The following is a 20,529-nucleotide window of genomic DNA, read 5'->3' as shown; positions in this document are numbered from 1 at the left end:
GTCACGACGCGCAGCACCGGCTCCACCTGCGGTACGTTTGGTCCCCGGAGTCTATGGGGCGGGACGGAGGCGAACACCGGTGGTCGAGGCTTTCATGCTGATCCAGACCGAGGTCGGCCGCGCCGAGGTCGTGGCGGCACGGTTGGCCGAGCTGCCCGGTGTGCAGACCGCGGAATACGTCACCGGACCCTACGACGTGGTGGTCCGGATCGGCGCCGACAGCCTCGACGATCTACGGTCGGCCGTCGTCCCGAGCGTTCAGGGAGTCGACGGGATCACCCGGACTCTGACCTGCCCGATCGCGAACGGCGCGCACCCATAGGCTTGTCGGGGTGACCCCCGCAGATCCGCAACGAGCGCCGCGAGACGGCCCACCCCGCGCCCTGATGATCGCGGCGATCGTGGTGGCCGTCGCGGCGTTGGTGGTGGTGCTCGGTATCGCGGCCGTGCGGCAGGGCCGCCCGCAGCAGCAGCCGGTGCCGATCGCGGCGGTCCCCGCACCCCGCGCCGACAGCCCGGAGTGTGCGGCCCTGTTGGGCGCACTCCCCGAGGTGCTCGGCGACTTCCGCCGCGCGCCGACGGCGGAACCCACCCCGGCCGGCACCGCGGCGTGGCAGGCCGGCCCGGACACCGAGGCGATCATCCTGCGCTGCGGGCTGGACCGTCCGGTCGATTTCGTGGTCGGGGCGCCGATCCAGATGGTCGACGCCGTGCAGTGGTTCCGCGTCGGGGAAGAGGCCGCGCCGGGCAGCAGGCCGGAGAGTCAGCAGACCCGCAGCACCTGGTACGCCGTGGACCGCCCGGTGTACGTGGCGCTGACGCTGCCGCAGGATTCTGGCCCGACGCCCATCCAGCTCATCTCCCGGGTGCTGACCGACACGATGCCGGCCGAGCCCATCGCCCCCGGGCCGCCGCGTTAGCGCAGACCGGTTCCGCGGGCCACCGCCGTGTCCACCATCGCGGCGAGTAGCGTCGGGTAGTCCACGCCGCTGGCCGCCCACATCCGCGGATACATCGAGATCGTGGTGAAGCCCGGCATGGTGTTGATCTCGTTGATCACCGGTCCGTCGTCGGTGAGGAAGAAGTCGACCCGCGCCAGCCCCTGACAGTCGATCGCGCGGAAGGACCGGATGGCGAGGTGGCGGATCTCGTCGGCCACGTCGTCCTCGATCTTCGCGGGCACGTCCAGTTCGGCGCCGTCGTCGAGATACTTGGTGGCGAAGTCGTAGAAACCGTCCTCGCGGCCACGCACCCCGGCCACCCGGATCTCCCCGACCGTGCTGGCCTCGAGCCGGCCGTCGGGATACTCCAGCACGCCGCACTCGATCTCCCGGCCGGGCACTGCGGCCTCGACGATGACCTTGGGATCGTGCCTGCGGGCCAGGTCGATCGCTGCGGGCAGCTCCGCCCAGTCCGCCACCCGGCTGACCCCGATCGAGGAGCCGCCGCGGGCGGGTTTGACGAACACCGGCAGACCGAGGCGTTCGCGTTCGTCGAGCGTCATGTCCGCACGTCCGGGACGCAGCACCACGTGGTCGCCGACCGGGAGACCCTCGGCGATCAGCAGCTTCTTCGTGAACTCCTTGTCCATGCCCGCGGCGCTGGCCAGGACACCCGCACCGACGTAGGGCACCCCGGCGAGTTCCAGCAGACCCTGGATGGTGCCGTCCTCGCCGTAGGGGCCGTGCAGCACCGGGAACACCACGTCGACCGCGGCGAGGACCTCGCCCGCCTGGGCAGGGCTCAGCGACACCAACTCACCGCGACGGCCCGGGTCGGCGGGCAGCGCCAGGGCCGTCCCGGATGCGGCGCTCACCTCGGGCAGCTGCCCGTCGGCGATGGCCAGGGTCTCCGGCCTGCCGTCGGTGAGCACCCAGGACCCGCCGGGAGTGATCCCGACCGGGACCACGTCGAAGCGTTCGGGGTCGAGATTGCGCAGGATGCTGCCTGCGGAAACGCAGGAGATGGCGTGTTCGGAACTGCGCCCGCCGTAGACGACGGCAACGCGGGTGCGCTGGTTGCGGGCGATCACAGTCTGCAGAGGCTACCGTCCCGGCCACCACGGGGACGATTCGATATCAACCGAGCGCGGCGCCGAGGTCGGCGATCAGGTCGTCGGTGTCCTCGATGCCCATCGACAACCGGGCGAAGCCGTCGGGCACCGGGTCGCCCCACCGGGCGCGCCGGTCGATGGAGGTGTGGATGCCGCCGAAGCTGGTCGAGGCGACCAGCAGGGCGCTGCGCTCGACGAGCGCGTGCACGGCCGCCGCGTCGGCGAGTTCCACCGACACCAGCCCGCCGAACCGCCTCATCTGACGCGTCGCCACCTCGTGCGCGGGGTCCTCGGGCAGTCCGGGATAACGCACACCCCGCACGGCGGGATGGTTGCGCAGGAGCATGGCCACCGCCAGCGCGTTCTGGCACTGCCGTTCGAACCGCAGTCCGGCGCTGCCGAGGCTGCGGAGCACCAGCCACGCCTCGAACGGTCCGAGGATCGGGCCGGCCAGCAGTCGGTCGCTCTCCAGCGCGGCCATCATCTCGGGATGGCTGCCCGCCACGTAGCCGGCGATCAGATCGCTGTGCCCCGAGAGCGCCTTGGTTGCGCTGGCCACCACCAGATCGGCGCCCAGCGACAGCGGTTGCTGGCCGAGTGGGGTGGCGGTGGTGTTGTCGACGATCAGGGTGGCCCCGCGCCGCCGGCACGTCATCGCCAGCCGGTGCAGATCGACCACCTCGAGCCCCGGGTTCGCGGGTGTCTCGGCCAGCACCACATCCGCGTCCACCGCCGCCGCACACATCTCGGCCGCCCCCACTTCGACAACCGAGACGCCCAGCGGCGCAAGGTATTCCGAAGCGTATCGACGTACCTGGTAGTAGCCGTCGGCAGGGACGACCAGCCGTTTGCCCGGGCCGGTCAGCACCCGCAGCGCGGAGGTGATGGCTGCCATGCCGGATCCGAAGGCCAGTGCGGCGGAGGCGCCTTCGAGCTCGGCCAGCGCCGCCTCGAGCCGCCGCCAGGTCGGGTTGGAGCTGCGCCCGTAGGTGTCCAACGGCTGCGCTTCGTCCGGCGACAGATGGTACGCCGAGACCGGAACCGGCGGGGTGGCCACGGGCTGGCCCGCAACCGCCTCGGCGCCAACGGCTTTGACGCTTCGCGTGGAGTCGCCGTAGACGCCTTCCATCTGCGCTACTCCGGTTTGGTGCTGCGCCCGAGCAGCAGCACGACTGCTTCGTCCACGGAGAACCCCTTGTGGCAGACGCGGTGCACCGCATCGGTGAGCGGCATCTCGACGTCGTAGCTGGCGGCCAGCGCCAGCACCGACCGGCATGAGGTGACGCCCTCGGCCACGTGTCCGCCCGCGGCGCGCAGCGCCGACTCCATGGTGCCGCCCCGGCCCAACCGTTCGCCGAAGGTGCGGTTGCGCGACTGCGTCGAGGTGCAGGTCGCGACGAGGTCACCGACGCCGGCCAGGCCGGCCAACGTCGCCGGTTTGGCGCCCAGCGCGATCCCGAGCCGCATGATCTCGGCCAGGCCGCGGGTGATGATCGCCGCGACCGTGTTCTCCCCCAGTCCGACGCCGACGGCCATCCCGCAGGCCAGCGCGATCACGTTCTTGCACGCGCCGCCGATCTCGGCGCCGACCACGTCGGCGTTGGTGTAGGGCCGTAGATAACCGGTGGCCAGCGCGCGCTGAAGGGCTACCGCGCGCCCGCTGTCGCTGCACGCGACGACGGTGGCGGCGGGCTGTTCGTCGGCGATCTCGCTGGCGAGGTTCGGCCCGGTCACCACCGCGACACGGGCTGGGTCCGCGCCGGTGACCTGGACGATCACCTGGCTCATCCGCATGAGCGTGTCGAGTTCGATGCCCTTGGCGAGGCTCACGAGCGTGGCGTCGTCGTCGATCAGGCCCTTCCACTGCTCGAGGTTGCTCCGCAGGCTCTGCGCAGGCACACCGAGCACCACCGTGCACGCCCCGGCGAGGGCCTCGGCCGCGTCCGCGGTGGCGTGGATCGTGGTGGGCAGGTCCACCTCGGGGAGGTAACCGCTGTTGCGGTGGGTCTCGTTGATCTCCGCGGCGACCTCGGGCCGCCTGGCCCACAAGGTCACCGAGTTCCCCGCGTCGGCGAGGACTTTGGCCAGCGCCGTGCCCCACGCACCGGAACCCATCACCGCCGCCGTCACCACGCGTTCACCCTAGCGCGCAGCCGGCGGGGCCCGACGGCGTCGGCCGGACAACCGCGGTGCTGGCAGGATGGCGCCATGCGCGGCACGACAAGCAACGGCGCCGCCGCGTCCGACACCGACGTGGCGGTGGTCGTCGCCGTCAAACGCCTCGCCGCCGCCAAGACCAGGCTGGCGCCGATCTTCGCCCCCGGCGATCGCGAGACGGTGGTGCTGGCGATGCTCGTCGACACCGTCGCCGCGGCCGCAGCGGTCGCGTCGGTCACCGTCGTCACTCCCGATCCCGCCGCCGCGGACGCCGCCCGCGCGCTCGGCGCGCAGGTGCTCGACGATCCGACCCCGGCCGGCCACCCCGACCCGCTCAACAACGCGCTGCGCGCCGCCGAGGCCGTCGTCCGCACGGTGACCCCGAATGTCGTTGCGTTGCAGGGTGATCTGCCTGCGCTGCGGGCTCGCGAGCTGAGCGAGGCGATCGCCGCCGCGCGGGCACGGCCCCGCAGCTTCGTCGGCGACCGGCACGGCACCGGCACGTCGGCGCTGTTCGCGTTCGGCGTCCCGCTGGATCCCCGGTTCGGTCCCGATTCCGCGGAGCAGCACCGTCGTTCGGGTGCGGTCGAGCTGACCGGCTCCTGGCCGGGTCTGCGCTATGACATCGACACCCCCGACGATCTGCTGGCGGCCCGCCGCCTCGGTGTCGGCACGCAGACCGCGCGCGCGGTCGGGGCCCAAAGGTGAACAACTCGCGTACGCGGTGGCAGGACGGCAGCGACATAGGGGAGGATCGGGCCATGACCGAAGCCGAGGCCGCGATCCGCGCGGAGGGCACCACAGAGAGCACCGACCGGGCGCCGGGAGATTCCACCCCGGAGGCACCGCCGGCGGCGACGTCGCCCGCGATCGACAACGCCCTGCCCGAGGACCGCTACCTCAACCGCGAACTGAGCTGGCTCGACTTCAACGCGCGGGTGCTGGCGCTGGCCGCCGATCCGAGCCTGCCCCTGCTCGAACGGGCGAAATTCCTCGCGATCTTCGCGTCCAACCTCGACGAGTTCTACATGGTGCGCGTCGCCGGCCTCAAGCGCCGCGACGAGATGGGGTTGTCGGTGCGGTCGGCCGACGGGCTGTCGCCGCGTGAGCAGTTGCGCAGGATCAGTGAGCGCACCCAGCAGATCGCGTCGCGCCACGCGCGGGTGTTCCTCGACGCGGTGCGCCCCGCCCTGGCCGACGAGGGCATCGTCATCGTCACCTGGTCCGAACTCGACGAGGCCGAACGCGCGCAGCTGTCGACGTACTTCCACGAACAGGTCTTCCCGGTGCTCACCCCGCTGGCCGTCGACCCGGCCCACCCGTTCCCGTTCGTCAGCGGCCTGTCGCTGAACCTGGCGATCACCGTGCGCCAGCCCGAGGACGGCGGACAGCACTTCGCGCGAATCAAGGTGCCCGACAACGTCGACCGGTTCGTCCGGCTCGGGGTGCGCGGTGAGAGCGGCGAGGTGGTGCGATTCCTTCCGATGGAGGAACTGATCGCCGCGTTCCTGCCGGTGCTGTTCCCCGGCCTCGAGATCGTCGAGCACCACGCCTTCCGGATCACCCGCAACGCCGACTTCGAGGTGGAGGAGGACCGCGACGAGGACCTGCTGCAGGCGTTGGAGCGCGAACTCGCCCGCCGGCGGTTCGGTTCGCCGGTGCGCCTCGAGGTCTCCGACGACATGACCGAGAGCATGCTCGAACTGCTGTTGCGCGAACTCGACGTGAACCCGAGCGATGTCGTCGAGGTGCCGGGGCTGCTCGACCTCTCCGCACTGTGGCAGATCTACGCCGTCGACCGGCCCGCGCTCAAGGACCGGCCGTTCGTACCCGCCACCCCACCGGCTTTCGGTGAGCGGGAGACGCCGAAGAGCATCTTCGCCACGCTGCGCGACGGCGACGTGCTGGTGCACCATCCCTACGATTCGTTCTCCACCACGGTGCAGCGGTTCATCGAACAGGCCGCGGCCGATCCGAACGTGCTCGCCATCAAGCAGACGCTGTACCGCACCTCGGGCGACTCCCCGATCGTCAACGCGCTCATCGACGCCGCCGAGGCCGGTAAGCAGGTGGTGGCGCTCGTCGAGATCAAGGCGCGCTTCGACGAACAGGCCAACATCAAGTGGGCACGCGCGCTGGAACAGGCAGGCGTCCACGTGGTGTATGGGTTGATCGGGCTCAAGACCCACTGCAAGACAGCGCTCGTCGTGCGCCGCGAAGGGTCGATGATCCGGCGCTACTGCCACATCGGGACCGGCAACTACAACCCGAAGACCGCCCGCCTGTACGAGGACGTCGGGTTGCTCACCGCCGCACCGGACATCGGCGCCGATCTGACCGACCTGTTCAATTCGCTGACCGGGTACTCCCGCAAGGTCGCCTACCGCAACCTGCTGGTGGCGCCGCACGGGGTTCGCCGCGGCATCGTCGAGCGCATCGAGCGGGAGGTGGCCGCCGCCCGCGACGGCGCCGAGGGCCGGATCCGCCTCAAGGCCAACGCGTTGGTCGACGAACAGGTCATCGACGCGCTCTACCGCGCATCGCAGGCCGGGGTGCAGGTCGAGGTGGTGGTGCGCGGTATCTGCGCGCTGCGACCCGGTGTTACGGGCTTCTCGGACAACATCGCGGTCCGGTCGATCCTGGGCCGGTTCCTGGAGCATTCGCGGGTGATCCACTTCCGGGCCATCGACGAGTATTGGATCGGCAGCGCGGACATGATGCACCGCAACCTCGACCGTCGCGTCGAGGTGATGGCTCAGGTGAAGGACCCCCGGCTGACCGCACAACTCAACGACGTCTTCGAGTCGGCGATGGACCCGGCGACCCGCTGCTGGGAACTCGGCGCCGACGGGCACTGGTCGGCGTCGCCGCGCGAGGGTGAGACCGTGCGCGACCACCAGGTGTCGCTGCAGCAGCGTCATCGCCACCCGTGACGTGCCGCGTGACATTGGGCACCCCCGCGGGCCCGCGATGACCTGCAGGAGTTGAGTTGTCCAAGACGAAGACGTCGAATGCCGTTGCCTCGCCTGCCAAATCCGTGCTGGCGGCGGGTGCGGTGCTGTGGCGGCCCGGCGGGGACGGGTCCTCGCCGGAAGTCGCCGTCATCCACCGTCCTCGCTACGACGACTGGTCACTGCCCAAGGGCAAGGTCGACCCCGGGGAGACCGAACCGGTGACCGCCGTACGTGAGGTGCAGGAGGAGACCGGCTACTCGTGCGTCCTCGGCAGGCGGCTGGCCTCGGTGAGCTATCCCCTCGAGGAGGGCGTCAAGAAGGTCCGCTACTGGGCGGCCCGCGCCGTCGACGGCGCCTTCTCCCCCAACGACGAGGTCGACGAAATGGTCTGGCTGCCCGTTCGGGAGGCGATCACCCGGCTGGGTTACCCCCACGATCGGAAAGTGCTGCGCCGGTTCACGAAGGTGCCGCCGGACACCCGGACGGTGCTCGTCGTGCGGCATGCGACGGCGGGGAGCAAGTCGCGCTACCGCGGCGACGATCGCAAGCGACCGCTGGACAAGCACGGCCGCGCACAGGCCGAGTCGTTGGTCGGTCAGCTCCTGGCGTTCGGGGCCGACCGGCTTCACGCGGCCGACCGGATCCGTTGCGAGCAGACGATCGAGCCGCTGGCCCAGGAACTCGGTGAGACGGTGCACCCGGAACCGGCGCTCACCGAAGAGGCCTACGCCGAGGACAAGAAGGCGGCGCGGCGGCGCGTCCTGGAGATCGCCGCCGAGGCGGGCGAGGCGGGGCACACACCGGTGATCTGCTCGCAGGGCAAGGTGATTCCCGACCTGATCGAGTGGTGGTGTGACCACGACGGGGTCCGGCCCGACAAGTCCCGTAACCGCAAGGGCAGTACGTGGGTACTGTCGTTGGCGGCAGGGCGACTGGTCGCCGCCGACCACATCGGCAGCCCGCTGGCCCTCAGATAGACGCCGGAACCGCCGCGGATCGTCACGACCCGCGGCGGTTCGGCGCTCTGCGAGGGATTACTTGCGGCCCTTCTTGGCCGGCGCCTTACGGGCCGGAGCCTTGCTGGCCGTCTTCTTGGCGGCGGTGGTCTTCTTGGCGGGAGCCTTGGCGGCGGCCTTCTTGGCCGGTGCCTTGGTCGCAGCCTTCTTGGCCGGTGCCGTCTTCTTCGCCGCGGCGGTCGACTTCTTCGCCGGCGCCGACTTCTTGGCGGCGGCCGTCGTCGTCTTCTTCGCCGCGGTCTTCTTGGCCGGTGCCGTCTTCTTCGCCGCGGCGGTCGACTTCTTCGCCGGCGCCGTCTTCTTGGCGGCGGCCGTCGTCTTCTTCGCTGCGGTCTTCTTGGCGGGCGCCTTCTTCGCGGTACGCTTCGCCGGCCCGGCAGTCACACCGCGCTTGACGGCGGGACCTTCGGACGCGAGCTTCTGTGTGCCGGAGACGATCGCCTTGAATTGAGCACCCGGCCGGAACGCGGGCACCGAGGTCGGCTTGACCTTCACCGTCTCACCCGTGCGGGGGTTGCGTGCGACGCGCGCTGCGCGCCGGCGCTGTTCGAAGACGCCGAAACCGGTGATGGTCACGCTGTCGCCCTTGTGCACCGCACGCACGATGGTGTCCACGACGTTCTCGACCGCGGCGGTGGCTTGCCGACGATCGGTGCCCATTTTGGTTGTCAGTGCGTCGATAAGCTCCGCTTTGTTCATGCAAAACCTCCGAGACCAGTGGTCCTTCTTGGACCGACTAGTGGACACGGTAAACCCACTGACCACTGATTTCCAAGAGCCACGCGCAATTTCGGCGGGCGTTGGCGAACTTTTCGGCAATCCGGTTGGCCCCCTTGAGGTCCTGCCGGGGCACCGGGAAATGGGTGCGGAGGCGGCGATTTCGGGTCGGCCGGAGCCCCGGATCAGGCCGGCAAGGTGCGCGGTTTCCAGCTCGGCCGGTGCCGCTCGTAGTCCTCGATCTCGGCCTGTTTCCGCAGCGTAAGGCCTATATCGTCGAGTCCCTCGAGCAGCCGCCAGGCCGTGTAGTCGTCAATCTTGAACGGCACCATGACCGTTCCGGCGATGATGTTCCGATCTTGAAGATTGACAGTGATTTCCAGTCCCGGATTCTGCTCGATCAGCTTCCACAACAGTTCAACGTCATTTTGATCGACCTCGGCGGCCAGGAGGCCGGCCTTACCCGCATTCCCGCGGAAGATGTCGGCGAACCGCGACGAGATGACGACCCGGAAGCCGTAGTCCATCAGCGCCCACACCGCGTGCTCGCGCGAGGAACCGGTCCCGAAATCCGGTCCCGCGACCAGAACCGAACCCCTGTCGAACGGCGGCAGGTTGAGCACGAACGAAGGGTCGTTGCGCCACGCGGCGAACAGACCGTCCTCGAAACCGGTTCTGGTGACCCGCTTCAGGTAGACCGCGGGGATGATCTGGTCGGTGTCGACGTTCGACCGACGCAGGGGGACGCCGATCCCGGTGTGGGTGCGAAAGGCTTCCATGGCGAGTTCTCCTTCAGCGAGCGGGGACGGCGGACAGGTCCGCGGGGGATGACAGGGTGCCGCGGACGGCGGTGGCGGCGGCCACGGCCGGGGACACCAGATGTGTCCGCCCGCCTTTGCCCTGGCGCCCCTCGAAGTTGCGGTTGGACGTCGACGCGCAGCGCTGCCCCGGGGAGAGCTGATCGGGATTCATGCCCAGGCACATCGAGCAGCCCGCCTGCCGCCACTCGGCCCCGGCCTCGGTGAAGATCCGGTCGAGCCCTTCGGTTTCGGCCTGCGCGCGGACCCGCATCGAACCGGGCACCACGAGCATCCGGACCCCGTCGGCGACGCTGCGACCGCGCAGGACGTCGGCGACCACGCGCAGATCCTCGATGCGGCCGTTGGTGCACGATCCGACGAACACGGTGTCGACCGCGACGTCACGCATCGCGGTGCCGGCCTCAAGACCCATGTAGGTCAACGCCTTTTCCGCCGCCTGCCGCTCACCCTCGTCGACGATCAGCTCCGGGTCGGGCACCGCCCCGGACAGCGGCACACCCTGCCCGGGGTTGGTGCCCCAGGTGACGAACGGGCTCAGTTCGGCGGCATCCAGGTAGACCTCGGTGTCGAATTCGGCGCCGGGATCGGTGCGCAGCTGCCGCCACGCCTCCACGGCCGCATCCCAGTCGGCGCCGGTGGGCGCGTGCGGGCGGCCGCGCAGGAATTCGAAGGTGACGTCGTCGGGGGCCACCATGCCCGCGCGCGCACCGGCCTCGATGCTCATGTTGCAGATCGTCATCCGGCCTTCCATCGACAGCGATTCGATGGCGCTGCCGCGGTATTCGATGACGTGGCCCTGACCGCCGCCGGTGCCGATCTTGGCGATGACGGCCAGGATGATGTCCTTGGCGCTCACCCCGGGTGGGAGTTCCCCGTCGACGTTGACCGCCATCGTCTTGAACGGCCGCAGCGGCAGCGTCTGCGTCGCCAGCACGTGTTCCACCTCGGAGGTGCCGATGCCCATCGCCAGGGCGCCGAACGCGCCGTGCGTCGAGGTGTGGCTGTCACCGCAGACGACGGTCATCCCCGGCTGGGTGAGCCCGAGCTGCGGGCCGATGATGTGCACGATGCCCTGTTCGGCGTCGCCCATCGGATGCAGACGGATCCCGAACTCGGCGCAGTTGCGCCGCAACGTCTCCACCTGGGTGCGCGAGACCGGGTCGGCGATCGGCTTGTCGATGTCGACCGTCGGCACGTTGTGGTCCTCGGTGGCGATGGTGAGGTCCGGCCGCCGCACCGGCCGGTTCGCCAGGCGCAGACCGTCGAACGCCTGCGGGCTGGTCACCTCGTGGACGAGGTGCAGGTCGATGTAGATGAGATCCGGTTCACGTGCGGCACCCTCGCCGGTGCCGTGGGCGACGACGTGGTCGGCCCACACCTTCTCGGCCATGGTGCGCGGTGTGGCGGGCTGTGCCATTACCTTCTCGATTCTCGATACGCGGCCTGCGACGTAGCGCTGGCAATCTCATATTGCGGGACGATAGTATCTCCCTGTGAGACAGGATAGCGGCATCGGCGTGCTGGACAAAGCCGTGGGCGTACTGCACACCGTGGCGGAGTCGCCCTGTGCCCTGGCGGAACTGTGCGAGCGCACGGGGTTGCCCAGGGCGACGGCGCACCGGTTGGCCGCGGGCCTGGAAACCCACCGGCTGCTGGCCCGCGACGCCGACGGGCGGTGGCGGCTCGGCCCTGCGCTGACCGAGCTGGCCGGCCAGGTCAACGACCCGCTGCTGGCGGCCGGAGCGGTGATCCTGCCTCGACTCCGCGAGATCACCGGGGAGAGCGTGCAGCTATACCGGCGTGAGGGCACCGCGCGGATCTGCATCGCGGCGTTGGAACCGCCCGCGGGACTGCGGGATACGGTGCCCGTCGGCACCCGGCTGCCGATGACGGCGGGTTCGGGCGCCAAGGTGCTGCTGGCCTTCGCCGACGCCGCCACCCAGCAGGCGGTGCTGCCCGACGCGATGTTCACCGAACGCACGCTGGCCGAGGTGCGCAAGCGTGGATGGGCCCAGAGCGCCGCCGAACGCGAGCCCGGGGTGGCCAGCGTGTCCGCGCCGGTGCGCGACGGCAAGGGGGCCGTGGTGGCGGCCATCTCGGTGTCCGGTCCGATCGACCGGATGGGTCGCCGCCCGGGCGCGCGGTGGGCCGCCGATCTGCTGGCCGCCGCCGACGCACTCACCCGCCGGCTGTAGGACCGCTCGCGAGATCGACACCAGGGCGGTCATCGACCCGTCGAGGACGACCGTGACGTAGATCTCGGCGAATGAACAGCCCGGAACGACGACGGCGCCCGACTCCGAAGAGCCGGGCGCCGTGATCTTGTACCCCCGATGGGATTCGAACCCACGCTACCGCCGTGAGAGGGCGGCGTCCTAGGCCGCTAGACGACGGGGGCTAGAACTTTCGGTTGGTCAGCATAGCTCAGCCGAACAACGCTGACCTAATCGCCTGCAGAGCCTGTCGGGCTCTTCGCGCAGACCGCCGAACCAGCTGGGGTACCAGGACTCGAACCTAGAATGGCTGAACCAGAATCAGCTGTGTTGCCAATTACACCATACCCCATTGGCTGCTCATCACCGCTGGTCACGAGCATTTTCGGAGCGCTTGCGCGGCGAGGATCGCCCCCGCGCATCGTTCCGGCGCCGACGTGCACACTACCAAAGATTTCGGGGTGCTTTCGCCACGCCTGCCCCGGACCCACCCCGGGAGCTAGCCGGCGGCGGCCGCACGCTCGCGCCCGGCCCGCAGGCGGGCGAGGCTGCGATCACGGCCCAGCAACTCCAGCGACTCGAACAGCGGTGGGCTGACAGAGGCTCCCGTGGCGGCGACGCGGATCGGCCCGAACGCCTTGCGCGGCTTGAGCCCGAGATCGTCCAGCAGCGCCTTCTTGAGCGCCTCCTCGATCGCGGCGGTCGTCCACTGCCCGACACCCTCGAGTCCGGCGAGCGCGGCGTCGAGCACCTGTACCGCGTCAGCCTTGAGTTCCTTGCCCGCCGCCTTCTCGTTGAGGACGAAGGCAGCCTCGTCGAGGAACTTCAGCAGATCCCACGCATCGCCGAGCACGACGATGCGGGTCTGCACCAGCCGGGCGGCCTCGGCGAACTGGGCGTCGTCGAGACCGGTGTCGTGTCCGTGGACGGCGAAATACGCCTTCAGGCGGGCGGTGAACTCGTCCTCGGACAGCATCCGGATGTGCTCGGCGTTGAGCGCATCGGCCTTCTTCTGGTCGAACCTCGCCGGATTGGAGTTCACGTCGGCGACGTCGAAGGCGGCCACCATCTCGTCGAGGCTGAACACGTCGCGGTCGTCGGCGATACCCCATCCGAGCAGCGCCAGATAGTTGAGCAGACCCTCCGGGATGAATCCCCGGTCGCGGTGCAGGAACAGGTTCGACTGCGGATCCCGTTTGGACAGCTTCTTGTTGCCGTCGCCGAGCACGCTCGGCAGATGGGCGAACTCCGGCACCCCGTCGGCCACACCGATGCGGATCAGCGCCTCGTACAACGCGATCTGACGGGGCGTGGACGGCAGCAGATCCTCGCCCCGCAGCACGTGGGTGATCTTCATCAGCGCGTCGTCGACCGGGTTGACCAGCGTGTAGAGCGGTTCACCGTTACCGCGGGTGAGCGCGAAGTCGGGGATGGTCCCCGCCCCGAACGTGGTCTCCCCGCGCACCAGATCCCGCCAGGTGACGTCGTGTTCGGGCATCCGCAGGCGGATCACCGGATTGCGGCCCTCGGCGCGGTGGGCGGCCCGCTGCTCGTCGGTGAGGTCGCGGTCGAAGTTGTCGTAGCCCAGTTTCGGATTGCGCCCCGCGGCGAGGTGGCGCGCCTCCACCTCCTCAGCGGTCGAGAAGGCCTCGTAGGCCTCCCCCGCCTCGACCAGACGGGTGATCACGTCGCGGTAGACGTCCCGCCGCTGAGACTGCCGGTACGGCGCGTAGGGCCCGCCGACCTCGGGCCCTTCGTCGTAGTCCAGGCCGAGCCAGCTCAGCGCATCGAGGATCGCCAGGTAGCTCTCCTCGCTGTCGCGCGCGGAATCGGTGTCCTCGATGCGGAACACGAACGTGCCGCCGGTGTGCCGGGCGTACGCCCAGTTGAACAGCGCGGTGCGGATCAGGCCGACATGCGGGGTGCCCGTCGGCGAGGGACAGAATCGGACGCGGACGCCCATATCGCTCATCGTTTTCCTTTTCGCACAACGGGATTGGTGAGAGTTCCGATGTTCTCGACGGTGACCGAGACGGTGTCGCCGTCGTCGATCGGGGATACCCCTTCCGGGGTGCCGGTGAGAATGAGATCTCCGGGAAGCAGGGTCATCACAGCCGAGATCCACTCCACGATCGCCCCGACGTCGTGCAGCATCATCGACGTCCTGGTGAGCTGACGGGTCTCGCCGTTGACCTCGGTGCGCAGTTCGAGATCCGACGGGTCGACGTCGGTGACGATCCACGGGCCCACCGGACAGAACGTGTCGTGCCCCTTGGCGCGCGTCCACTGTCCGTCCTGCTGCTGCTGATCTCGCGCGGACACGTCGTTGGCGATCGTGTAGCCGAGGATGTTCTCGGCTGCCCGCGCGGCGGGGACGTCTTTGCACGGTCGCCCGATGACGACGGCCAGTTCCCCCTCGAAGTGCACGGGATTGGCGTTGGCCGGCAATTGGATCGGGATGTTGGGACCGATGATGGAGGTGTTCGGTTTGAGGAAGATCACCGGATCGGGGAAGTGTCCGCCGCCCATCTCCTCGATGTGCGCGGCGTAGTTCTTCCCGATGCACACCACCTTGCTGGCCAGGATGGGCGCCAACAGCCGGACGTCGGCCAGCGGCCACGACCGCCCGGTGAAGGTGGGCGTGCCGAAGGGATGTTCGGCGATCTCCTTGACGACCGCGGCGGGATCGTCGGGGGTGCCCTCAACGCTGACGAAGGCGACCCCGTCGGGGCTGGCGATTCGACCAAGGCGCATGGCTGCCAGCCTAGTGTCAGCCGCCCGCACCCCCGGCAAGCGCCGTCCGCAGGAACGGGGTGGAGTGGGGCGGCGACGCCGACACCGGCGGCACGTCGCGGTCGAGCAGACCCACGCCGAGCAAGATCGGCTGGTCACACCCGACACCGTACGGACCGCCCTCGTGGTGTCCATAATATGAGATGCCAGTTCAAACATCTGGGATGGGCGTGCCACCATGGACGGATGACCCCACCGGAGATCGGCACGGCGCGCCGCTGGTCGATGCTGGCGCTGGGGGTCGCCGCGACGATGTGCGCCAACGTCTTCATCTACGGTGCCGCATTCCTGATTCCGACCCTGCATGCCGAGCGCGGCCTCGACCTCGCGCTGGCGGGGCTGATGGCGTCGATGCCGAGTTTCGGCATGGTCGTCACCCTGATCGCGTGGGGTTACGTCGTCGACCGGGTCGGCGAACGTTTCGTGCTGACGGTGGGTTCGGCACTGACGGCGGCCGCCGCGTTCGCCGCGGCCGCGGTCGATTCGCTTCCGGCCGTGGGCGCACTGCTGTTCCTCGGAGGGATGGCCGCGGCGGGCAGCAACTCGGCCAGTGGCCGCCTGGTGGTCGGATGGTTCGCGCCGCAGCAGCGCGGACTCGTGATGGGGATCAGGCAGGCGTCGATTCCGCTCGGCGTCGGCCTCGGCGCGTTGGTGATCCCGCGGGTCGCCCAGGACCACGGCGTCGCGGCGGCACTGCTGTTCCCGGCGATCGTCTGCGCGGCGGCGGCGGTCCTGTGTCTCGTCGGCGTGCTCGACCCACCGCGGCCGCCGCGCGCGGAGGCGGCGGCCGAAGTCCTCGCCAACCCGTACCGGGGTGGCGCGGTCCTGTGGCGGATCCACGCCGTCTCGGTGCTGCTCGTCGTGCCGCAGGCGGTGGTGTGGACGTTCACGCTGGTGTGGTTGATGTCGGAGCGGGGATGGTCGGCGGCGCCGGCGGGTGCGCTGGTGACCCTCGCCCAGGTGCTGGGCGCGGGCGGCCGGATCGGCGCGGGCTACCTGTCCGACCGGGTCGGCGACCGGCTGCGCCCGATCCGCTGGATCGCCTGTGCGGCCGCGGCGGTGATGGCCCTGGTCGCGCTGACCGACGCGTTGGAGTCGCCGCTGAGCGTCGCGCTGATGGTGGTCGCCTCGGTGATCACGGTGTCGGACAACGGTTTGGCGTTCACTGCCATCGCCGAGATCGCGGGGCCCTTCTGGAGCGGACGGGCCCTGGGCGCGCAGAACACCAGTCAGCATCTGGCGTCGGCCGCGTCCGCCCCGGTGTTCGGCGGGCTGATCGGGGTGTTCGGCTACCCGGTGTCGTTCGCGCTGCTGGCGGTGCTGCCGCTGTTCGCACTGCCGCTCGTGCCCGTCGGACCGGACACCGAAGAGGTTCACCACCGCACGTGACGGGTGCGCTAGGTTGACGACGATGACACGCCTACTGCTGCACCACGCCGCGCTCATCGACGGAACGGGCGCCGCACCGCTGCCGGACGCGGCAGTGCTGGTGGAGGACGGCCACATCCGTTGGGCTGGAACGGCTTCCGCGGCCCCAGCGGGTGACGCGACCCGGGTCGATCTCGGGGGCAACACCATCTGCCCCGGGTTCTTCGACTGCCACGTCCACTTCAGCCTACCCGGCGCCGGGGCGACGCCGATCGACCGGGCGTTGAATCCCCCGTCGTACCACTACTTCCAGCTGATCGACCGGCTGCGGGTGACGTTGCACAACGGGGTCACCACCGCGCGCGACCTGATGGGGATCGACGCCGGGGTCCGGGATGCGGTCGCCCACGGCCTGATCGAGGGTCCCCGGCTGTTGGTGGCGATCAACATGATGAGCCAGACGTGCGGCCACGCCGACTTCCATCTGCCGTCCGGCATCGACCTCACGCCGATGATCGGTGGTTCTCTCGTCGACACCGTCGACGAGGCGCGGCGGCGCACCCGCGAGCTCATCGCCGCGGGCGCCGACGTCATCAAGGTCGCCTCGAGCGGCGGGGTGTCCTCTCCCAGTGACCAACCCGAATGGCTCGGCATGCGCCGCGAACTCATCACCGCGGTGGTGGAGGAGGCCGCGGCCTACGGCCACAAGCGGGTGGCCGCGCACGCGATCGGCTACGCCGGTATCGAAGCCGCCGTCGAGGCCGGCGTCACCAGCGTCGAACACGGTTACCAACTCGATGAGGCGTTGCGGCAGCGGATGGTCGATGCGGGCATCTTCCTGGTGCCGACCCTGCTCGAGACGATGGCGGACGTGACCTCCTCACCGGCCGGTCAGGCCAAGGGCGCTCACTGGCATGCCGTCGCACAGGAGTCGATCGCCGCATCGGCGGCCGCGGGGGTCAAGATCGCTGTCGGAACCGACGCGGGCCTGAGCCCGGAACACGGTACGAATCTTCAGGAACTCGGCCTGCTCGTGCGCTTCGGCGGCCTGACCCCGATGCAGGCGATCGTCGCGGCCACCTCGGCCTCGGCCGAATTGTGCGGCCTGTCCGAACAACTGGGCACGGTCGAAGCCGGCAAGCTGGCCGATCTGGTGATCGTGCGGGGCGACCCGCTGACCGACATCGCGGCCGTCGGTGAACCCGACAACATCCTGCTGGTGCTCAAAGAGGGCCGCGCCGCGATCGACCGCGCAGGCTTCCTGTCCGCTTAGACGGGAGCACCAGCAGCGCCGCCGCCAGGAAGCACAGCGCTCCGACGAAGGTTCCGGTGTTGGCCAGCAGCGCGTCCTCGGTAACGCCGGCCGGAGTGACGAACGCGCCGAGCGCGGACGCGCCGAACGCCACGCAGCCGGCCATGTTCACCCACTGCGCCTGCCAGTCCCGTGACCGGGTCGCGAACGAACCCACGGCGGCGATCCCCAACGCGCCGCTGACGAGGAACGCCACGGACCCGGTGGCGTCCGGCGCCCACACCAGGTGGCGCTCCTCGGTCGCCGCGTGCGCCCACACCGCGGCGCCGGTGCTGACGTTGAACAGCAGGGTGCCCATGAATTGCGTTGCAGCCGAGAGGTATTCGAAGCTGGAACCGCTTCGCGACCGGACCAGTTGCAACCACGCGGCGCTGGTGAAGAAGAACGATCCGGCGAAGCACAGCCCGTTGGCGGCGCCGGCACCGGCCGCCGCGGCGAAACCCGGCACCGTGGCGAGCGCGAACAGCGCTGAGCCGATCGCGAACAGCCGGCACTGCCGTGCCAGCGTCACCTACAGCAGACCGACGATCCGGTCGCCGACGGCGCTGGTGCCCAGTTCCTCGGCCCCACGGCCGGACAGGTGCGCTTCCACCGCTTTGTCCACCCGGGCGGCCGCGTCGTGTTCGCCGAGGTGCGCCAGCAGCAGCGCCACCGACATGATCGCCGCGGTCGGATCCGCGATGCCCTGTCCGGCGATGTCCGGGGCGCTGCCGTGCACCGGCTCGAACATCGACGGGTTGGTGCGGGTCGCGTCGATGTTGCCGCTGGCCGCCAGCCCGATTCCGCCACACACCGCGGCGGCCAGGTCGGTGACGATGTCCCCGAACAGGTTGTCGGTGACGATCACGTCGAACCGGCCGGGGTCGGTGACGATGTGGATCATGGCGGAGTCGACGTGCTGGTAGGCGATCTCGACATCCGGATAGTCGGCCGCCACCTCCTGCACGGTGCGCCACCACAGCGCGCCGGCGAACGTCAGCACGTTGTTCTTGTGCACCAACGTCAGATGCTTGCGCCGCTGCTGGGCACGCCGGAACGCATCGTCGACCACGCGGCGCACACCGAAGGCGGTGTTGAGGCTCACCTCGGTGGCCACCTCGTGGGGCGTGCCGACGCGGATCGCGCCGCCGGTGCCCGTGTACGGACCCTCGGTCCCCTCGCGCACCACGACGAAGTCGATCTCGGGGTTACCGGCCAGCGGACCCGTCACCCCGGGGTACAGCTTGGCGGGCCGCAGGTTGATGTGGTGGTCCAGTTCGAACCGGATCCGCAGCAGCAGACCACGTTCGAGGACACCGCTGGGCACCGAGGGATCACCGATCGCGCCGAGCAGGATCGCGTCGTGGGCCTTCAGCTCCCCCAGCACGGAATCCGGCAGGATCTCGCCGGTGGCGTGGAAGCGCTGGGCGCCGAGGTCGTAGCTCGTCTTCTCGACGTCCGGCAGAACGGCGTCGAGCACCTTGACCGCTTCGCCGACCACCTCGGGGCCGATACCGTCTCCGGCGATGATCGCCAGGTTCGTCGTCACGACAGATCAACCACTTCCAGTGTCTTGGCGTCGACCGCCTCGGCGAGCGCCGTCCGCAGGTCGGCGGGCACGTCACGGTCGAGGCGCAGCAGGATCGTCGCCCCCGGACCCTCGGCGTCCTCGCTGAGCTGGGCGGCGTGGATGTTGACCTCCGCCGTGCCGAGCAGTGTGCCGATCTTGCCGAGCGCGCCGGGCTGATCGATGTAGTTCACGATCAGGTTGACGCCCTCGGCGCGCAGATCGAAGTTGCGCCCGTTGATCTGGACGATCTTCTCCACCAGCTGCGGTCCGGACAGCGTGCCCGCGACGTTGGTCACCGTTCCGTCGGAACCGACCGCCCGCACGTCGACCACGCTGCGGTGGTTGGGGCTCTCCGTGGCGGTGGTCAACTCCGACTGCACACCGCGTTCGGCAGCCAGTGCCGGCGCGTTGACGAACGTCACCTGCTGGTCGGTCACCGTCGAGAACAGCCCGCGCAGCGCCGAGAGCCGAAGCACCTCGACCTCTTCGGCGGCCAGCTCACCGCACACCCGCACCGACAGGGTCGTCGTCGGCTCGGTGGCCAGCGTTCCGGCCAGCAATCCGAGTTTGCGCACCAGGTCGAGCCACGGCGCGACCTCCTCGCCGACGACTCCGCCGCCGACGTTGACCGCGTCGGGCACGAACTCCCCGGCCAGTGCCAGACGTACGCTCGCCGCCACGTCGGTGCCTGCGCGGTCCTGCGCTTCGGCGGTCGAGGCGCCGAGGTGGGGTGTGACGACCACCTGCGGCAGGTCGAACAGCGGGCTGTCGGTGCAGGGTTCGGTGGCGAACACGTCGAGGCCGGCACCGCGCACATGGCCGCTGGTGATGGCGTCGGCCAGGGCCTGCTCGTCGATCAGCCCGCCGCGCGCGGCGTTGACGATGATCACGCCCTTCTTGGTCTTCGCCAGCGCGTCCTTGTCGATCAGCCCCGCGGTTTCGGGCGTCTTGGGCAGGTGCACCGAGATGAAGTCGGCGCGGGCCAGCAGATCGTCGAGGGCGAGCAGTTCGATGCCGAGTTGCGCGGCGCGGGCGTGCGACACGTACGGGTCATAGGCCACCACGTGGGTGCCGAACGCCGCCAGTCGCGCGGCCACCAGCTGGCCGATGCGGCCCAGCCCGACGACGCCGACGGTCTTGCCGTAGATCTCGGTGCCGTTGAACGACGACCGCTTCCACGTACGGGCGCGCAGCGTCGCGTCGGCGGCGGGAACCTGCCGCGCGGCGGACAACAGCAGTGCCAGCGCGTGTTCGGCGGCGCTGTGGATGTTCGAGGTGGGCGCGTTGACGACCAGCACCCCGCGTGCGGTCGCGGCGTCGACGTCGACGTTGTCGAGACCGACACCCGCGCGGGCGACGATCTTGAGTTTCGGGGCGGCGGCGAGGACTTCGGCGTCGACGGTGGTGGCCGAACGGACCAGCAGGGCATCGGCTTCGGGGACGGCAGCGAGCAGTTTCTCGCGGTCCGGGCCGTCGACCCAGCGGACCTCGACCTGGTCACCGAGGGCGGCGACGGTGCTCTCCGCGAGCTTGTCGGCTATCAGTACAACAGGGAGACTCACCCGGCCAGCGTAAT

General features: G+C 69.8%; 19 protein-coding genes and 2 tRNA genes. 8 read left to right on the top strand and 13 right to left on the bottom strand.

The window, feature by feature from the left end; all coding sequences use genetic code 11:
* Positions 1-94 precede the first annotated feature (94 nt).
* Both AU195_RS17340 and AU195_RS17335 read left to right on the top strand, forming a co-directional pair.
* Entirely contained in the window at positions 95-322 is a 228-nt protein-coding gene (locus tag AU195_RS17340; RefSeq protein WP_059160435.1) for an Lrp/AsnC ligand binding domain-containing protein, read from the top strand.
* A 64-nt stretch (positions 323-386) separates the two neighbouring features.
* The gene (locus tag AU195_RS17335) at positions 387-920 is read left to right on the top strand and encodes a DUF3515 domain-containing protein (RefSeq protein WP_059160296.1); all 534 of its coding nucleotides are present in this window, start codon (positions 387-389) and stop codon (positions 918-920) included.
* On the opposite strand, the gene AU195_RS17330 is transcribed toward AU195_RS17335, so the two are convergent.
* The 3 genes from AU195_RS17330 to AU195_RS17320 are packed head-to-tail and all read right to left on the bottom strand — an operon-like array spanning position 917 to position 4,168.
* The gene (locus AU195_RS17330; RefSeq protein WP_059160295.1) at positions 917-2,032 is read right to left on the bottom strand and encodes a D-alanine--D-alanine ligase family protein; all 1,116 of its coding nucleotides are present in this window, start codon (positions 2,030-2,032) and stop codon (positions 917-919) included. The genes AU195_RS17335 and AU195_RS17330 overlap by 4 nt on opposite strands.
* A gap of 46 nt (positions 2,033-2,078) precedes the next feature.
* Positions 2,079-3,182, bottom strand: a complete 1,104-nt coding sequence (locus AU195_RS17325) for a cystathionine gamma-lyase (RefSeq protein WP_059160294.1) — start codon at positions 3,180-3,182, stop codon at positions 2,079-2,081.
* A gap of 5 nt (positions 3,183-3,187) precedes the next feature.
* Positions 3,188-4,168, bottom strand: a complete 981-nt coding sequence (locus tag AU195_RS17320) for an NAD(P)H-dependent glycerol-3-phosphate dehydrogenase (RefSeq protein ID WP_172800624.1) — start codon at positions 4,166-4,168, stop codon at positions 3,188-3,190.
* 93 nt (positions 4,169-4,261) lie between these two features.
* On the opposite strand from AU195_RS17320, the gene cofC reads away from it, so the two are divergent.
* Genes cofC through mutT1 form a run of 3 tightly spaced genes read left to right on the top strand, consistent with a single transcriptional unit; the run spans position 4,262 to position 8,141 of the window.
* Positions 4,262-4,918 (top strand): 2-phospho-L-lactate guanylyltransferase, encoded by a 657-nt coding sequence (gene cofC, locus AU195_RS17315; protein ID WP_059160292.1) that lies wholly within the window; start codon positions 4,262-4,264, stop codon positions 4,916-4,918.
* A 53-nt stretch (positions 4,919-4,971) separates the two neighbouring features.
* Complete coding sequence (locus AU195_RS17310) at positions 4,972-7,143, top strand: RNA degradosome polyphosphate kinase (RefSeq protein ID WP_059160291.1); 2,172 nt, start codon at positions 4,972-4,974, stop codon at positions 7,141-7,143.
* 56 nt (positions 7,144-7,199) lie between these two features.
* On the top strand, positions 7,200-8,141 hold the full coding sequence (gene mutT1 / locus AU195_RS17305; RefSeq protein ID WP_059160290.1) for an 8-oxo-(d)GTP phosphatase MutT1: 942 nt from the start codon (positions 7,200-7,202) through the stop codon (positions 8,139-8,141).
* Between the two features lie 57 nt (positions 8,142-8,198).
* Here the strand turns inward: mutT1 and AU195_RS17300 are convergent, their stop codons facing one another.
* The 3 genes from AU195_RS17300 to leuC form a co-directional block, all read right to left on the bottom strand.
* Entirely contained in the window at positions 8,199-8,879 is a 681-nt protein-coding gene (locus AU195_RS17300) for an HU family DNA-binding protein (protein WP_059160289.1), read from the bottom strand.
* Positions 8,880-9,082: 203 nt separating this feature from the next.
* Positions 9,083-9,676 carry a 3-isopropylmalate dehydratase small subunit gene (gene leuD / locus AU195_RS17295; RefSeq protein WP_059160288.1) on the bottom strand — a complete coding sequence of 198 codons (594 nt, stop codon included), beginning with the start codon at positions 9,674-9,676 and terminating at the stop codon, positions 9,083-9,085.
* Positions 9,677-9,689: 13 nt separating this feature from the next.
* On the bottom strand, positions 9,690-11,135 hold the full coding sequence (gene leuC / locus AU195_RS17290) for a 3-isopropylmalate dehydratase large subunit (RefSeq protein ID WP_059160287.1): 1,446 nt from the start codon (positions 11,133-11,135) through the stop codon (positions 9,690-9,692).
* A gap of 76 nt (positions 11,136-11,211) precedes the next feature.
* Here leuC and AU195_RS17285 point away from each other — a divergent pair, with 76 nt between their 5' ends.
* Complete coding sequence (locus tag AU195_RS17285; protein WP_059160286.1) at positions 11,212-11,913, top strand: IclR family transcriptional regulator; 702 nt, start codon at positions 11,212-11,214, stop codon at positions 11,911-11,913.
* Between the two features lie 130 nt (positions 11,914-12,043).
* Here AU195_RS17285 and AU195_RS17280 read toward each other — a convergent pair.
* From AU195_RS17280 to AU195_RS17265, 4 genes are all read right to left on the bottom strand, one after another.
* Positions 12,044-12,116: transfer RNA gene (locus AU195_RS17280), tRNA-Glu, on the bottom strand.
* A 95-nt stretch (positions 12,117-12,211) separates the two neighbouring features.
* Positions 12,212-12,283, bottom strand: a tRNA-Gln gene (locus AU195_RS17275).
* 147 nt (positions 12,284-12,430) lie between these two features.
* On the bottom strand, positions 12,431-13,894 hold the full coding sequence (gene gltX / locus AU195_RS17270) for a glutamate--tRNA ligase (protein ID WP_059160285.1): 1,464 nt from the start codon (positions 13,892-13,894) through the stop codon (positions 12,431-12,433).
* Positions 13,895-13,899: 5 nt separating this feature from the next.
* A complete protein-coding gene (locus AU195_RS17265; protein ID WP_059160284.1) occupies positions 13,900-14,685 on the bottom strand; it encodes a fumarylacetoacetate hydrolase family protein in 786 nt (261 codons plus the stop codon).
* Positions 14,686-14,910: 225 nt separating this feature from the next.
* Between AU195_RS17265 and AU195_RS17260 the strand changes: the two genes are divergently transcribed.
* Together AU195_RS17260 and AU195_RS17255 are read left to right on the top strand one after the other, a co-directional pair.
* Positions 14,911-16,113, top strand: coding sequence for an MFS transporter (locus AU195_RS17260; protein ID WP_172800617.1), 1,203 nt, complete (start codon positions 14,911-14,913; stop codon positions 16,111-16,113).
* Positions 16,114-16,135: 22 nt separating this feature from the next.
* Positions 16,136-17,365: an amidohydrolase family protein gene (locus AU195_RS17255; RefSeq protein WP_059160282.1), complete on the top strand. Its 1,230-nt coding sequence runs from the start codon at positions 16,136-16,138 to the stop codon at positions 17,363-17,365.
* Here AU195_RS17255 and AU195_RS17250 read toward each other — a convergent pair.
* The 3 genes from AU195_RS17250 to serA are packed head-to-tail and all read right to left on the bottom strand — an operon-like array spanning position 17,316 to position 20,515.
* Entirely contained in the window at positions 17,316-17,915 is a 600-nt protein-coding gene (locus AU195_RS17250) for a hypothetical protein (protein WP_059160281.1), read from the bottom strand. The two genes, AU195_RS17255 and AU195_RS17250, sit on opposite strands and share 50 nt — an antisense overlap.
* On the bottom strand, positions 17,916-18,932 hold the full coding sequence (locus AU195_RS17245; RefSeq protein WP_059160280.1) for a 3-isopropylmalate dehydrogenase: 1,017 nt from the start codon (positions 18,930-18,932) through the stop codon (positions 17,916-17,918).
* Positions 18,929-20,515 (bottom strand): phosphoglycerate dehydrogenase, encoded by a 1,587-nt coding sequence (gene serA, locus AU195_RS17240; RefSeq protein ID WP_059160279.1) that lies wholly within the window; start codon positions 20,513-20,515, stop codon positions 18,929-18,931. The genes AU195_RS17245 and serA overlap by 4 nt, the downstream gene beginning before the upstream one ends.
* Between the last annotated feature and the right edge of the window lie 14 nt (positions 20,516-20,529).

It is taken from the genome of Mycobacterium sp. IS-1496 (assembly GCF_001499995.1).
Taxonomy (GTDB): Bacteria; Actinomycetota; Actinomycetes; order Mycobacteriales; family Mycobacteriaceae; genus Mycobacterium.
Note: the sequence above shows the minus strand (reverse complement) of the source record. Positions and strands in the feature narration are given on the sequence as shown.

Bases quoted from the DNA above. Each gene is read 5' to 3' on its own strand.
- AU195_RS17310 (WP_059160291.1), top strand. From the start codon at position 4,972: ATGACCGAAGCCGAGGCCGCGATCCGCGCGGAGGGCACCACAGAGAGC.
- AU195_RS17325 (WP_059160294.1), bottom strand. From the start codon at position 3,182: ATGGAAGGCGTCTACGGCGACTCCACGCGAAGCGTCAAAGCCGTTGGC.
- AU195_RS17260 (WP_172800617.1), top strand. From the start codon at position 14,911: ATGACCCCACCGGAGATCGGCACGGCGCGCCGCTGGTCGATGCTGGCG.
- AU195_RS17300 (WP_059160289.1), bottom strand. From the start codon at position 8,879: ATGAACAAAGCGGAGCTTATCGACGCACTGACAACCAAAATGGGCACC.
- AU195_RS17265 (WP_059160284.1), bottom strand. From the start codon at position 14,685: ATGCGCCTTGGTCGAATCGCCAGCCCCGACGGGGTCGCCTTCGTCAGC.
- gltX (WP_059160285.1), bottom strand. From the start codon at position 13,894: ATGGGCGTCCGCGTCCGATTCTGTCCCTCGCCGACGGGCACCCCGCAT.
- AU195_RS17320 (WP_172800624.1), bottom strand. From the start codon at position 4,168: ATGGGTTCCGGTGCGTGGGGCACGGCGCTGGCCAAAGTCCTCGCCGAC.
- cofC (WP_059160292.1), top strand. From the start codon at position 4,262: ATGCGCGGCACGACAAGCAACGGCGCCGCCGCGTCCGACACCGACGTG.
- leuD (WP_059160288.1), bottom strand. From the start codon at position 9,676: ATGGAAGCCTTTCGCACCCACACCGGGATCGGCGTCCCCCTGCGTCGG.
- AU195_RS17340 (WP_059160435.1), top strand. From the start codon at position 95: ATGCTGATCCAGACCGAGGTCGGCCGCGCCGAGGTCGTGGCGGCACGG.
- AU195_RS17335 (WP_059160296.1), top strand. From the start codon at position 387: ATGATCGCGGCGATCGTGGTGGCCGTCGCGGCGTTGGTGGTGGTGCTC.
- AU195_RS17255 (WP_059160282.1), top strand. From the start codon at position 16,136: ATGACACGCCTACTGCTGCACCACGCCGCGCTCATCGACGGAACGGGC.
- leuC (WP_059160287.1), bottom strand. From the start codon at position 11,135: ATGGCACAGCCCGCCACACCGCGCACCATGGCCGAGAAGGTGTGGGCC.